The organism is Micromonospora sp. NPDC004704, from assembly GCF_053601675.1.
Window position 1 is genome coordinate 1 of sequence record NZ_JBSGCD010000021.1, and the last position, 12,720, is coordinate 12,720.

Genomic DNA, 12,720 nt, shown 5'->3' on the forward strand with positions numbered 1-12,720 from the left:
AGCAGTACCCGGTCCGGTAGGTCGAGAGACCACTGCCGGCCCGGCCGGCCGTCAGCGATCGCGTCCCCGCCACGCTCGGCGACCAGCGTGACGAGTCTGCGGAACTGGACGGGCTGCAGCCCGGTGAACGGGAAGATCCACTCCGGGCGAGCTGCCGAGATCACCTGCACACCGACATGATCCACCATGGACCACCTATCGAGTTACGAGACGTCCTTTAGGCTGGCCAGGTCGCCATGGGGCCCGCTCCCGATTTTTTCCACCATCACGGTCGTCCACCCTTGCTTGGCTTTCTTGAGTGCCACCACCTTATTGCAAGGTAGTGGCAACAAGGCTGGCGGGTGGTGCGTGAGCATCGGACCCGGTAGCCCTACCCCGACACGCGATTAGGTGCACGCTTTTGCCGCGATCCGCGCGCATCTCCCCGGCATGCGGGCTACCCAAGGTAGCGAGGTTGGCAAGCGCTTTCGTGGGCGTTCCCAACCGGCGCGTTCACCAGTCAAGATCTCCCACTAGGCTCGGCGGCATGACTATCGACAGCGGCGGGTCGCCGACTCGACCGGCGGTCACCCCGCTGACGTACGCCGCACCGGAGTCGCTGGTCGAGCACGCCCGCCGGTTCTACGCCGAGGGCGGGTCGCCGGCCACACCCAGGGTGGCCGCGACCGTACTGCTGGTCCGCCCGGCCCCGGCCGCCGACGGCGAGGCCGGGGACGACTTCGAGGTGTACGTGATCCGCCGGCTCGCCGCGATGACGTTCGGCGGCATGCACGCCTTCCCCGGCGGCGGCGTCGACCCGTCCGACTCGCGGGCCGCACTCGACTGGTCCGGCCCTCCGGCGGCGAGTTGGGGTGACCGGCTGGGCCTGGCCCCCGATGCCGCCCAGGCGGTGCTCTGTGCCGCCGCGCGGGAGGTATTCGAGGAGGCCGGGGTCCTGCTCGCCGGACCGGGCGCCGCCACCATCGTCGGCGACGTGAGCGGTGCCGAGTGGGAGTCGGCCCGGCAGGCGCTGGTCGACCGGCGGGCGAGCTTCGCCGAGCTGCTGAGCGAGCAGCGGCTCACCCTCCGGGCGGACCTGCTGCTGCCCTGGTCGAGGTGGGTCACGCCGGAGTTCGAACCGCGCCGCTTCGACACGTACTTTTTCGTGGCCCTGCTGCCGGCGGGGCAGCGGACCCGCGACGTCTCCGGCGAGGCCGACCACACGATGTGGATCCGGCCGACCGAGGCGCTGGCGCGGGCCGACGCGGGCGAGATCTCGATGCTCCCGCCGACCAGGGTGACGTTGGCCGAGATCGCCACCGCCGGTGGGCTGGCCGGGTTGCCGGCCGCCGCCGCCGAGCGGGACGCGGCCACGCCGGTGCTGCCCCGGTTCGAGTTGGCCGCGGACGGCACCGGTCGGTTCCTGCTCGGCTGACCGGCCGGGCGGGACCCCGAGGGGACGGGCGGATACCCGCCGAGCCCAACCGTCCGCGTGGGCCGAGAAACGGAAATGGCCTTCCGGTGACCCGAGCGGGTCGCCGGAAGACCACGTACGTCGTGCCGCCGGTCAGCCGAAGCGGCCGGTGATGTAGTCCTCGGTCTTCTTGACGCTCGGGTTGCTGAAGATCTTCTGCGTGTAGTCGTACTCGATCAGGCGGCCGGGGTCACCGGTGCGCTCGATCGAGAAGAACGCGGTACGGTCCGACACCCGGGCCGCCTGCTGCATGTTGTGCGTCACGATGATGATCGTGTACTGGTCCTTCAGCTTGAACATGAGGTCCTCGATCGCCAGCGTGGAGATCGGGTCCAGCGCCGAGCACGGCTCGTCCATCAGCACGACCTGCGGCTCGACCGCGATCGTCCGGGCGATGCACAACCGCTGCTGCTGACCGCCGGACAGGCCCGCGCCCGGCTTGCCCAGCCGGTCCTTGACCTCGTCCCACAGGTTCGCCGAGCGGAGCGCCTTCTCGGCCGCGTCCTCCAGCACCGACTTGCGGCGTACGCCGTTGAGCTTCAGCCCGGCCACCACGTTGTCGAAGATCGACATGGTGGGGAACGGGTTCGGGCGCTGGAAGACCATGCCGATCAGCCGCCGTACGGCGGTCACGTCCACGTCGTTGTCGTAGATGTTCTGACCGTCGATGGTCAGCTTGCCGTCGACCCGGGCCCCCGGCAGCACCTCGTGCATCCGGTTGATCGAGCGCAGGAAGGTCGACTTGCCGCAGCCGGACGGCCCGATCAGGGCGGTCACGGTCTTCGGCTCGACGGTCAGGTTGATGTTCTCGATCGCCTTGAACGACCCGTAGTACGCGGTGACGCTCTCCGCCTCGACACGCTTTGCCATGGTGATTGCCCCTCCGGGGTTCATCGGGAGATCTGGCTGCGGCGAGCGAGCAGCTTCGCCGCGATGGTGAGGACGAGTACGAGGGCCACCAGGGTCAGCGCGGCGGTCCAGGCCCGGTCGGGCGAATACCGCCCCGCCTCGGTCGCCTGCCCGTAGACGAACAGGGACAGCGACGACTGGTTGTTCTCGAACGGGTTGAAGTTGATCGCCGCGGTACCACCCGCGACCAGTAGCACCGGAGCGGTCTCGCCGGCGGCACGGGCGACGGCGAGCATCACGCCGGTGACGATGCCGGGCAGTGCGGTCGGGAGCACGATCTTCAGGATCGTCTTCCACTTCGGGATGCCGAGGGCGTACGAGCCCTCCCGCAGCGGCGCCGGGACGAGCCGGAGCATCTCCTCGGTCGACCGGACGATCGTCGGCAGCATCAGCACGCTCAGCGCCAGTGCGGCGGCGAAACCGGAGTAACCCGGCCGTCCATCCGCGCTGAAGTGCGGGGAGACGATGAGCACCCAGAACGAGAGGATGAACAGACCGGCGACGATGGACGGGACACCGGTCATCACGTCCACGAAGAAGCGGATCGTGTTGGCGAACCGGCCCCGGCCGTACTCGACGATGTAGATCGCACCGGCGACACCGAGCGGAACGGTGATCAGCGTGGCGATGCCGACCTGCTCCAGCGTGCCGATGATCGCGTGGTACGCGCCACCGTTCGCGTCCCGGGCACCGATGTTGTTCATCGAACTGCCGAAGAAGTCGCCGTCCAGCCGCGCGGTTCCCTTGGAGACCAGCGTCCAGACCACCGAGCTGAGCGGGAGTACGGCGAGCACGAACGCGGAGTGGATCAGTGCACTCCAGGTCCGGTTGTTGGCCGCCCGCTGCCCCTCGACGTTCCGGGCCACCAGGTAGAGCGCGACCAGGTAGAACACGGCGCCGAGGACGACCACCAGCACCCAGCCACCGATGCCGGTGCCGTAGACCACGACGGCCGCGAGAGCCAGCGCGAGTACGGCGATGCCGAGCGGTGCCCACTTGGACAGCCGCCGGCCGCGCAGGTCAACCCCGGTTCCGCTGGGGCTGACCAAGGTCGAGGCGCTCATGCTGCCCCCTCGGTGAACTCGCGGCGGCGGTTGAGGATCACCCGGGCGGTCATGTTGACCACCAGCGTGATGGTGAACAGGACCAGGCCGGAGGCGATGAGGGCGCCCCGGCCGATGTCGTTGGACTCACTGAATCCGTTGGCGATGTTGGCCGCGATCGAGTTGCCACCGGACTGGATGAGGTTGAACGAGATGGCGAAGGTGGCGCCGAGGGTCATCGCCAGGGCGATCGTCTCGCCGAGTGCGCGACCCAGCCCGAGCATGACCGCGGCGACCACACCCGGCCGCCCGTACGGCAGGACCGAGGTGCGGATCATCTCCCACTTGGTGGCGCCCAGGGCGAGGGCGGCCTCCTCGTTGGCCGTGGGGGTCTGCATGAAGACCTCGCGGGAGAGCGAGGTGACGATCGGCAGGACCATGATCGCCAGGACCAGCGCGCCGAGCAGGATCGCCCGGCCGAACGGCCCCTCCCCGCCGAAGAGCGGGATCCAGCTGAAGTATTTGTTGAGCCAGACCGAGAGGTCGGTGACCGGTCCGCTGAACACGTCGCGACCCCAGAGCCCGAACACGACACTGGGTACGGCAGCGAGCAGGTCGATGAGGAAGCCCAGGGTGTTGGCAATCCGCCGGTGGGCGTAGTGCGAGAGGTACAGCGCGATGCCGAGGGCCACCGGCACCGCGAGCAGCAGCGCGATGACCGCGCTCAGCACGGTGCCGAAGGCCAGTGCGGCGATGCCGAACCGGGGCTCGCCCTCGTTCGGCGCCCAGTTCTTGAAGGTGAAGAAGTTCTCGTGGTTGGCCTGTAGGGCAGGGACAGCCTTGCTGACCAGGAAGATCGCGATCGCCACGATGATGACCAGCACCATCGTGCCCGCGGCCAGGGTCAGCACGCGGAACAACTGCTCGGCGCCGAATGCGCGGCGCCGGGGCAGGGCACCGCCGCCGCCCAGTCCGCCCCCGTCGGGAGCACGGTGGGACGGTGTCGCTGAATACTCGGCCGATTGCGCCGAAGCACCGACGGGTCGGTCGTGACTCGTTGTCACGCCCGATCCGCCGGTGCCGGCGTCGGCCGAGCGGGGAGGGGTTTCACCCATCTGCTCGCTCGCTCCGTGTGGTGTCCGGGGGCTGGGTTACCGGGTCAGGCGAGGGTCTTGACCGCGGCCTCGACCTTGGTGCGGACCGACTCCGGCAGCGGGGCGTAGCCGAGGTCGGCCAGATCGGCCTGACCCTCGCTGCTGGCCGCGTGCCCGAGGAAGCCCTTGACCAGCGCCAGCTTGTCGGCGGCGAGGCCCTTGTTGCAGACGATCTCGTAGGTCACCAGGACGATCGGGTACGCCCCGGCCTCCTTGGTGCTGTAGTCGATCGACAGCTTCAGGTCGTCGCCCTGGCCGGTGACCTCGGCGCTGGCGATGGTCTTGCCGGCCGACTCGGCGTTCAGCGCGACGAACTCGCCGGAACCGTTGGCGACCTTGGCGGTGCTGAGGGAGGAGTTCTCGGCGAACGAGAGCTCGACGTAGCCGATGGTGCCGGCGGTCTGCTTGACCAGGGCGGCGACGCCGTCGGAGCCCTTGGCGCCGGTGCCGCCCGGTGCCTTCCACGCCTTGGCCTTGCCGAAGGTCCAGTCGGTCTCGGCGGCCTTGCTCAGGAACGCGGTGAAGTTGTCGGTCGTACCCGACTCGTCCGAGCGGTGCACGGCCTGGATGGCGGTCGACGGCAGGGTCGCGCTGGGGTTGTCGGCCTTGATCGCGGCGTCGTCCCACTTGGTGATCTTGCCGGAGAAGATCTGTGCCAGGGTGGCCGGCTTGAGCTGCAGGCCGTCCACGCCGGTCAGGTTGTAGGCGATCGCAACCGGGCCGATGACCATCGGCAGGTGGATGGCCTTGCCCGACGGGCACTTGGCGTCGGCCTGCGGCTGCTCGGTGTCCTTGAGCGCGGAGTCCGAGCCGGCGAAGTCAGCGGTGCCGGCGATGAAGGACTGGATGCCCGCGCCGGAACCCGAGGGGTCGTAGTTGATGGTCACGCCGGTGCACTGCTGCTGGTAGGTCTTGACCCACTCGGCAACGGCGTTCTTCTGCGCGGAGGAGCCCGCGGCGTTGATGGTGCCGGTGGCGCAGTCGGCTGCGGCGGCGGACCCGGAGGCCGAGGGCCCGGCGGGCTCGTTGTTGTCCGAGCCGCACGCACTGAGTGCAAGTGCCGCAGTCAGAGCGAGGCAGGCAAGAATGCCGTGCCGCTGGAGCTTCACCTGAGGGGTTTCCCTTCACATGGACGGAGCGCCGGGAACTGTGCCCCGGGAGCCGGCTATCCGCTGGCTACTACGCAAGTTAGAAGTGCCAGGTAGCCGGTTCGCCGGGCGCGAGTGAACGGGGAGTGAACAGGTGCGGCCGGCTAGATGGACCGCAGCTGAGGGCGAGTTGTCCGTTCCGTGAACTGAGGGGCGGGAGTTCGCTACGTCCGTTATGCGGCGCGCTGGTACTGCACGTGCGTCGTCCAACGGGAAAAGCCGAGTCGCCGGTAGAGCGCCACCGCCGAGGCGTTGGATTCGTCCACGTAGAGCATCACCCGGGTCAACCCACGGTCACCGAGATGACGCAGTCCGGCCGAGGTCAGGGCCTTGCCGAGGCCGAGACCGTGGGCCTCCGGTTCGACACCGACCACGTACACCTCGCCGACCGGTTCGCGCCGGACCCCGTCCGGTTCGACCCCGTCCGGCTGACCGTGCACCTTGGTCCAGTGGAAGCCGAGCAGGCGACCGGTCGACTCCTGCACCGCGAGCAGGAAGCCGGCCGGGTCGAACCACGGCTCCGCCATCCGTACGGCGAGGTCGGCCGAGGTCCACCGGCCCTGCTCGGGGTGTTCGGCGAAGGCCCGCCGGTTCACGTCGAGCCACGCCTCGTCATCCGTACCAGGACGGAACGCCCGTAGGACAACTCCGTCGGGCAGGGTGGGCTCGGCGAGGTCCCGGCCGAGTGGCCGACGCATCTGCCACAGTTCCCGGGCGCGGGTGAAATCCAGGTCGAGGGCGAGCGCGGCGGCGGACGGGTGGTCGCCGTGCGCCCAGAGCCGCAGTTCGGTGCCGACGCTCGCGGCGGTCAGCGCGGTGACCAGGGCGCGGCCCACTCTGGACCGTCGGTGGTCCGGATGTACGACGAGTTCCGCCTCGGCCCCGGTCGGGTCACCGGTCCGGTCGAGCTGGGCGTAGCCGACCGCCGTTCCGTCCTGGTCGCGTACGACCAGGTGGTCGACGGGGGCGGGGTCGTCCGGCCGGAGCCGGAGCGTCACGTGTTCGGACAGGGGGACCGCGCCGTCGGCGCGGTCCGCTGCCCGTGCCAGGGCCAGGATGTCCCGGATCTCGGCGGGGCCGAGTCGATCGGTCCGGACTACCTCTGGCACGCCCATGGTCACCCGGCCACCGTAGCCCGAGGGCGCCAGGTGCGGCGGGTGGGATCACCGGGCCGAGGGCGACGTCACTGTGGTGGCAGGTGCGGCACGTCCGTGGCCGCCTACGGGGATGTACCGCCCGACGCCTCGGGTCCGGCCGCCCGCGTGTCCGCCCGGTCGGTGTCGGAGGAGGTGTCCCGGGGCAGTCCGGTCGGCAGGGACTCCAGCTCGAACCGGCGGAGCAGGTTGGGCAGGATGGTCCGGAGCGCGGCGACCGTCTGTTGCCGGTCGCCGCCCGCGTCGTGCATCAGCACGATGGCCCCGGCACCGACGCCGCCCGTGACGGTCGAGGCGATGCTGCCGGCACCAGGCCGGGTCCAGTCCCGGGGATCCACGGTCCAGTGCAGCGAGGTCATCCCGAGTTCCCAGGCGGTTGCCACGACTGAATTGGTCCAGTTACCACCGGGCTGGCGGAAGTAGACGATCCGGGCGCCCGGCACCGCCGCCCGGATGGCCGTGTTGGTACGGGCCAGATCCGTCCGGATCGCCGTACGGGACCGGGCGCCGAGCGCGATGTCGTGCGACCAGGAGTGGTTGCACAGGGTGTGACCGGCATCGGCGATCGCCCGTACCAGGTCGGGGTGTGCGGCTGCCTGCTGGCCGACCAGGCAGAAGGTGGCCTTGACCCGGTACTTGGCGAGCAGCTCCAGCACCTGCGGGGTGTAGCCCGGATCCGGCCCGTCGTCGAAGGTGAGCGCGACCTCCCGTACGCCGGTGCTGATCCGGCTGCCGTACGGGCCGCCCTTTTCCAGGGCGAGCCGGGGGCGGTCGTCGGTGGGGATGGTCTCCCCGTCGGGGTTGGTGGGCGCGACCGACGAGGGGCTGGCCGACGGGGTGGCCGGTGCCGGGGTGCCGGTGGGGGAAGGCGTGCCGGTGGCGACCCCGGACGGGCCGGGTGTGGCGGCGACGCCGTTGCGGTCGGCTGCCGGGTCGGAGGTGCTGAGGGTACGGCCGAGCACGTACACGCTGCCGAGCACGGCGCCGACCGCCAGGGTGAGCACCATGATCAGTCGCAGGTGGGCCGAGCCAGCTCGGCGGTGTCCGTACTGGTAGTAGGCCGACGCCCGGCCACGTATCGATGCCACTGCCGTCCCTCCTGACGTCGCACCTGAAAACTCAGGGTACGTACGTTTTTGTCAGGTAAGAGGCGTTTCCAGGCATTAGACCGATTTGTCGAGCCTGACACGCCGAACGCCACCCAGTTGTTACACCGGATGGCGTTCGGGAGGGCTGCGGTACGGGGGTGGTGACGGATCAGACGGACATGGCCGCCGCCACGGCCGCCTCCGACTCCGACAGGGAGCGGGACGACGACGGCGGTACGACGAACTTGTAACCGACCTGGCGGACGGTGCCGATCATCGACTCGTACTCCGAGCCGAGCTTGGCGCGCAGTCGCCGGACGTGGACGTCGACGGTACGGGTGCCGCCGAAGTAGTCGTAGCCCCAGACCTCGCGCAGCAACTGGTCCCGGGTGAAGACCCGGCCCGGGTGCTGGGCGAGGAACTTGAGCAGCTCGAACTCCTTGTACGTGAGGTCGAGCGGGCGACCCTTCAGCTTGGCCGCGTAGGTGTCCGGGTCGATCGAGAGCTCACCGGCCCGGATCTGCCCGCCGGCACCGGCGATGGCGTTGGTGAGCCGGCCCACGGCGAGCCGCAGCCGGGCCTCGACCTCGGCCGGCCCGGCGCTGGCCAGGATCACGTCGTCCACGCCCCAGTCGGCGTTCAGGGCGATCAGTCCGGCCTCGGTGACGACCGCGATCAGCGGTACGCCGAGCCCGGTGGCGTGCAACATCCGGCAGGTGGCCCGAGCCTCGCTCAGCTCGGAGCGGGCGTCCACGAGTACGGCGTCCGGGCTGGGCCCGGCAACGAGGGTCCGGACGTCGCGGGGTGCGGTACGAATCGAGTGGGGGAGCAGGTCCAGAGCGGGCAGTACGGCCGACGGCTCGCCTGCACGCGCGGTGACCAGCAGCAGGATCTCCACACATCACCTCCGTCCCGGCGGCGCATCGCCGCGCGGTGGGCCAGCGTGTCTCCGGCTCTCGGCCGGCTGGCGTCACTGGTCAATGGTGTCGGTCCCGGCGTCGCTGACGGGGCGGGGTAAGGCCCGAGCTTATCGGATCCGTTGCGGACCGATCCCGGACGATCGCCCCTTCAGCTGTGTTCTCTGACTCAACGGGGGAGGTTTTTACCTCCCCGTAACCAGAATCCGTGCGTCTGCGGCCCGATCTGGCACGATCAGTGCGTGTTCCCCTCGACGTCACCCGAGACCGGTCGCGATTCCTGGGCCGACGGGCCCCGTACCGGGCAGGCCGGACCAGCGCCCGGCCCTGCCCCCCGTGGCGGTTACCCGCCCGGGCCGGGCCAGTCCGGCATGCCCTACGACGAACCGCCGGTCGCGGTGGAGGAGGAGCCGGAACTCGAGACCGGCCGGCGGCGGCTGCGCGGCAAGCGCGGCTCCGACGACCCCGTACCCGGTAGTGGTCTCGACCCGGACACCGACGACGAGGACGAGGAGGAGATCGAACCGGTCCCGATCCGCCGTCCGCTCGCGCTGGCGGTCGCCGGTTTCGCCGGCCTGCTCGGCCTCGGGCTGGTCTTCGGCGCGCAGACCTCTGGTCCGGGCGCCCGGGTCCCGTTCGCCCTGGTGGTGTTCGGGGTGCAGTTGCTCTACATCCTGGCCTGGACGATGGCGATGCGACCGCCCGCGCTGCCACTGGTGGCCGGGGTCTCGGTGGCGGTCGCCGCGGGAGCGGACGTGGCCGCGATCGTGCCGGACGTGGCCGCCCTCGGGCCGGTCGGCTTCGTGGCGGTGGCCGGGTTCGTGGCCGGTGTTCTCGGCCAGTTGGTCCGCCGGACCGACCGGGCGCGGGTCACCGAGTCGCTCGGTGCCACCCTGCTGATCGTGATCGGGGTGGTCGCGTTCGCGAGTCTGATCGTGCTCAGCCGGCTCCCGATCGGCACCCAGGCGATCTTCGTCTGCCTCGGCGGGAGCGGGGTCGCCCTGGTCGTCGCCCGGCTCACCGACGCGGTCCTGCCCTGGCCCCGGCTGGCGCCACAGGTGCCCCGCGGTGCGGCCGGGGTGGTCCTCGGCGCGATGCTGGGCACCCTGGCCAGTAGCCTGATCGGCGGTTACGTGGTCGGCTTCACCCCGACCAGCGGTGCGATCGTCGGGCTGGTCGCGGCGACCGCGGCGGTCCTCGCCGACCTCGGCGTCGGCTACTCCGAGGCGGGACGCCTGATGGCCGGTGAACCGCCGACGATGTGGGTGGCCCGGCACATGCAGGGCCCGCTCGGCGGCTTCGCCCTGGCCGCCCCGGCGGCGTACGCGATGAGCGTCTTCTTCCTCTGACACGTCGACACGGCAGGTATCCGGGCATCGACACGACCCCTCGGCCCGCCGTAGGGGATCATGGGATTTCCCGGGTTGAGCCTGACACGGGCCGGGTACATAAGCGGTTCCCGATCGGTCGCTCCGCCGATCCGGGCAGGCGGAGGCGGGTGGCGTGACAGACAGTTATCCGGCACAGGGTGAGAGTTATCCGCGGCGGTTGCCCCGGTCCCACCGGACCGAGGACCGCCCGCGTCGGCGGGGTCGCAAGGTGCTCATCGTCCTGCTGATCCTGCTGCTGGTGCTCGTCGCCGCGCTGGTGGTCGCCGACCGGTACGCGGTCGGCTTCGCCGAGCGGGAGATCGCCACCCGGATCAGCCAGGAGACCGCCCGGCAGGGGATCAAGACCGGTCCCCCGGACGTGACGGTGAACGGCACGCCGTTCCTCACCCAGGTGATCGCCGGCAACTACCAGTCGATCGTGATCGTGCTGCGGGACGTGGAGGCACCGGTTCCCGACGTGCAGGCGACGGTGGCCCTGCCGGAACTGCACGTCGACGCCCGGGACATCGCCGCGTCGATCAACACTCTGCGTACCGGGCAGGGGCAGGTGACCGCCGGGACCGTCAACGGCACCGCGACCATCTCGTACGACAGCGTGGTGAAGCTGATCGACCAGCCCGGCATCCGGTTGCGGGAGGAGGGCGGCAAGCTCCTGGTGGACGCCCCGCTCCAGTTTCTGGGGCAGCAGTTCACCGTGCACGGCGCGGCCAACGTCAAGATCGAGGGCGCCGAGGTGGCGCTCAGCTTCAGCAACGTGACCGTGGACGGACTGCCGGAGATCCCGCTGGCCCGCCTGGCGGTCCAGGAGGCGGCCCGCCAGATCGGTTTCCGGGTGCCGCTGCCGGAACTGCCGTTCAACCTCCAGGTGCAGGAGGTCACGCCGCGGCCCGAGGGGCTGGCCGTACGGGCCACCGCGAAGGACGTACCGATCAGCTAGCCCGCGTTCACCCGATCGTCGCCGTCCCGGATCGTGGTTGCCTGGTGACGCGAATATTTCCGGCTGGTAAGCTCCCTGCCCATGGGGACGCTCCTCACCAAACGGCGCGCGGTCGACCTGTGCCGCGTGGCCACCTGCCTGTGTCGCCCCGTCATCTGACGGCGGGGCTGCTCTCGCGTACCCTCTGATTTCCCTCACGCCCGGCAGCGGCGCCGTCGCACGAACCCGTGATCCTCTCGCTATGGGTCCCGCGCGTGGTGCGACGAAAAACATCGATACCCGCGCTGGCTCACCAATCCGTCATCCTTATTAGGAGTGATCTGATGAGTCGCGACACCGCACTCGTCTCGGCCGACTGGGCCGAGAAGAACCTCGACACCCCGGGCGTGGTCTTCGTCGAAGTTGACGAGGACACCACGGCCTACGACGGCGGCCACCTCGCCGGTGCGATCAAGCTCGACTGGCGCAAGGACCTCCAGGACCCGGTACGCCGGGACGCGGTCAACAAGGAGCAGTTCGAGGCACTGCTCTCCGAGCGCGGCGTAAGCAACGACGACGTCGTGGTCCTCTACGGGGGCAACAACAACTGGTTCGCCGCGTACGCGTACTGGTACTTCAAGCTCTACGGCCACCGCGACGTGAAGCTGCTCGACGGCGGTCGCAAGAAGTGGGAGCTGGACGCCCGTCCGCTGGTCAAGGACGCCGTTTCCCGCCCCGCCACCCAGTACGTCGCACAGGAGCCGGACCTGAGCATCCGCGCCTTCCGTGACGAGGCGGTCGCCGCGATCGGGGTCAAGAACCTGGTCGACGTCCGGTCCCCCGACGAGTACGCCGGTCGCCTGCTCGCCCCCGCGCACCTGCCGCAGGAGCAGTCCCAGCGGGCCGGTCACATCCCGACCGCGGTCAGCGTGCCGTGGTCGAAGGCGGCCAACGAGGACGGGACGTTCAAGTCCGACGACGACCTCCGCAAGATCTACGGTGAGGCCGGGCTGGACGACGGCCTCGACACCATCGCGTACTGCCGGATCGGCGAGCGCTCCTCGCACACCTGGTTCGTGCTCAAGGAGCTGCTCGGCCACCAGAACGTGAAGAACTACGACGGATCCTGGACCGAGTACGGCTCGCTCATCGGCGTCCCGATCGTGCTCGGCGACGAACCGGGGAGGGCCTGAGCCATGACAGCTCCCACCGCCGCCGGTTGCGCGGCTCCGGACCAGTCGGCCCCGCTGCCGGCCGGTCTGGACCTGAACCGGGAAACCGTCATCACCGGCGTGGTCCGGGCCGACTCGGGCGACGCCGTTCCCGGCGCCTACGTCCGGCTGCTCGACTCCACCGGCGAGTTCACCGCCGAGGTCGTCACGTCGCCGGAGGGCCAGTTCCGGTTCTTCGCCGCACCCGGCACCTGGACCCTGCGGGCCCTGTCCCGCCACGGCAACGGTGACGTCCTGGTCACCGCCGGCCGGGGCATCAACGAGGTCGGCGTCACGGTCGTCTGACCAGCGACAACAGCAGCGGATCCCCGCCCG

Annotated in this window: 13 protein-coding genes and 1 pseudogene; 6 read left to right on the forward strand and 8 right to left on the reverse strand. The window is 70.1% G+C overall.

Going from position 1 to position 12,720, the window contains the following annotated elements; translation table 11 throughout:
* Window positions 1–170 (reverse strand): annotated as a pseudogene (locus ACWEFB_RS24965) (IS5/IS1182 family transposase); the annotation flags it as partial.
* Window positions 171–526: 356 nt separating this feature from the next.
* On the opposite strand from ACWEFB_RS24965, the gene ACWEFB_RS24970 reads away from it, so the two are divergent.
* The gene (locus ACWEFB_RS24970; protein ID WP_452289134.1) at window positions 527–1,414 is read left to right on the forward strand and encodes an NUDIX hydrolase; all 888 of its coding nucleotides are present in this window, start codon (window positions 527–529) and stop codon (window positions 1,412–1,414) included.
* A 132-nt stretch (window positions 1,415–1,546) separates the two neighbouring features.
* Here the strand turns inward: ACWEFB_RS24970 and pstB are convergent, their stop codons facing one another.
* The 7 genes from pstB to ACWEFB_RS25005 form a co-directional block, all read right to left on the reverse strand.
* The gene (gene pstB, locus ACWEFB_RS24975; protein WP_326562324.1) at window positions 1,547–2,323 is read right to left on the reverse strand and encodes a phosphate ABC transporter ATP-binding protein PstB; all 777 of its coding nucleotides are present in this window, start codon (window positions 2,321–2,323) and stop codon (window positions 1,547–1,549) included.
* 20 nt (window positions 2,324–2,343) lie between these two features.
* Window positions 2,344–3,426 carry a phosphate ABC transporter permease PstA gene (gene pstA, locus ACWEFB_RS24980; RefSeq protein WP_452289136.1) on the reverse strand — a complete coding sequence of 361 codons (1,083 nt, stop codon included), beginning with the start codon at window positions 3,424–3,426 and terminating at the stop codon, window positions 2,344–2,346.
* Complete coding sequence (pstC, locus tag ACWEFB_RS24985) at window positions 3,423–4,520, reverse strand: phosphate ABC transporter permease subunit PstC (protein WP_452289138.1); 1,098 nt, start codon at window positions 4,518–4,520, stop codon at window positions 3,423–3,425. The genes pstA and pstC overlap by 4 nt, the downstream gene beginning before the upstream one ends.
* Before the next feature lie 44 nt (window positions 4,521–4,564).
* Entirely contained in the window at window positions 4,565–5,668 is a 1,104-nt protein-coding gene (gene pstS, locus ACWEFB_RS24990) for a phosphate ABC transporter substrate-binding protein PstS (protein ID WP_452289140.1), read from the reverse strand.
* Window positions 5,669–5,880: 212 nt separating this feature from the next.
* Window positions 5,881–6,822, reverse strand: coding sequence for a mycothiol synthase (gene mshD, locus ACWEFB_RS24995; protein WP_452289304.1), 942 nt, complete (start codon window positions 6,820–6,822; stop codon window positions 5,881–5,883).
* Window positions 6,823–6,926: 104 nt separating this feature from the next.
* Window positions 6,927–7,868 (reverse strand): polysaccharide deacetylase family protein, encoded by a 942-nt coding sequence (locus ACWEFB_RS25000; RefSeq protein WP_452289306.1) that lies wholly within the window; start codon window positions 7,866–7,868, stop codon window positions 6,927–6,929.
* Window positions 7,869–8,118: 250 nt separating this feature from the next.
* Entirely contained in the window at window positions 8,119–8,847 is a 729-nt protein-coding gene (locus ACWEFB_RS25005; protein ID WP_326562328.1) for a winged helix-turn-helix transcriptional regulator, read from the reverse strand.
* Window positions 8,848–9,108: 261 nt separating this feature from the next.
* On the opposite strand from ACWEFB_RS25005, the gene ACWEFB_RS25010 reads away from it, so the two are divergent.
* The 5 genes from ACWEFB_RS25010 to ACWEFB_RS25030 all read left to right on the forward strand — a co-directional run bounded on the left by ACWEFB_RS25010 (window position 9,109) and on the right by ACWEFB_RS25030 (window position 12,690).
* Window positions 9,109–10,215: a hypothetical protein gene (locus tag ACWEFB_RS25010; protein WP_452289143.1), complete on the forward strand. Its 1,107-nt coding sequence runs from the start codon at window positions 9,109–9,111 to the stop codon at window positions 10,213–10,215.
* 154 nt (window positions 10,216–10,369) lie between these two features.
* Window positions 10,370–11,194 carry an LmeA family phospholipid-binding protein gene (locus ACWEFB_RS25015; protein WP_452289145.1) on the forward strand — a complete coding sequence of 275 codons (825 nt, stop codon included), beginning with the start codon at window positions 10,370–10,372 and terminating at the stop codon, window positions 11,192–11,194.
* 81 nt (window positions 11,195–11,275) lie between these two features.
* On the forward strand, window positions 11,276–11,353 hold the full coding sequence (locus ACWEFB_RS25020) for an Ms5788A family Cys-rich leader peptide (protein ID WP_311202345.1): 78 nt from the start codon (window positions 11,276–11,278) through the stop codon (window positions 11,351–11,353).
* Between the two features lie 164 nt (window positions 11,354–11,517).
* Window positions 11,518–12,366, forward strand: coding sequence for a sulfurtransferase (locus ACWEFB_RS25025; RefSeq protein ID WP_326562331.1), 849 nt, complete (start codon window positions 11,518–11,520; stop codon window positions 12,364–12,366).
* 3 nt (window positions 12,367–12,369) lie between these two features.
* Complete coding sequence (locus ACWEFB_RS25030) at window positions 12,370–12,690, forward strand: DUF1416 domain-containing protein (protein ID WP_326562332.1); 321 nt, start codon at window positions 12,370–12,372, stop codon at window positions 12,688–12,690.
* The last annotated feature ends 30 nt before the right edge of the window (window positions 12,691–12,720 follow it).

Bases quoted from the DNA above. Each gene is read 5' to 3' on its own strand.
- mshD (WP_452289304.1), bottom strand. From the start codon at position 6,822: ATGGGCGTGCCAGAGGTAGTCCGGACCGATCGACTCGGCCCCGCCGAG.
- pstA (WP_452289136.1), bottom strand. From the start codon at position 3,426: ATGAGCGCCTCGACCTTGGTCAGCCCCAGCGGAACCGGGGTTGACCTG.
- pstC (WP_452289138.1), bottom strand. From the start codon at position 4,520: ATGGGTGAAACCCCTCCCCGCTCGGCCGACGCCGGCACCGGCGGATCG.
- ACWEFB_RS25020 (WP_311202345.1), top strand. From the start codon at position 11,276: ATGGGGACGCTCCTCACCAAACGGCGCGCGGTCGACCTGTGCCGCGTG.
- pstB (WP_326562324.1), bottom strand. From the start codon at position 2,323: ATGGCAAAGCGTGTCGAGGCGGAGAGCGTCACCGCGTACTACGGGTCG.
- ACWEFB_RS25000 (WP_452289306.1), bottom strand. From the start codon at position 7,868: ATGGTGCTCACCCTGGCGGTCGGCGCCGTGCTCGGCAGCGTGTACGTG.
- ACWEFB_RS24970 (WP_452289134.1), top strand. From the start codon at position 527: ATGACTATCGACAGCGGCGGGTCGCCGACTCGACCGGCGGTCACCCCG.
- ACWEFB_RS25025 (WP_326562331.1), top strand. From the start codon at position 11,518: ATGAGTCGCGACACCGCACTCGTCTCGGCCGACTGGGCCGAGAAGAAC.
- ACWEFB_RS25030 (WP_326562332.1), top strand. From the start codon at position 12,370: ATGACAGCTCCCACCGCCGCCGGTTGCGCGGCTCCGGACCAGTCGGCC.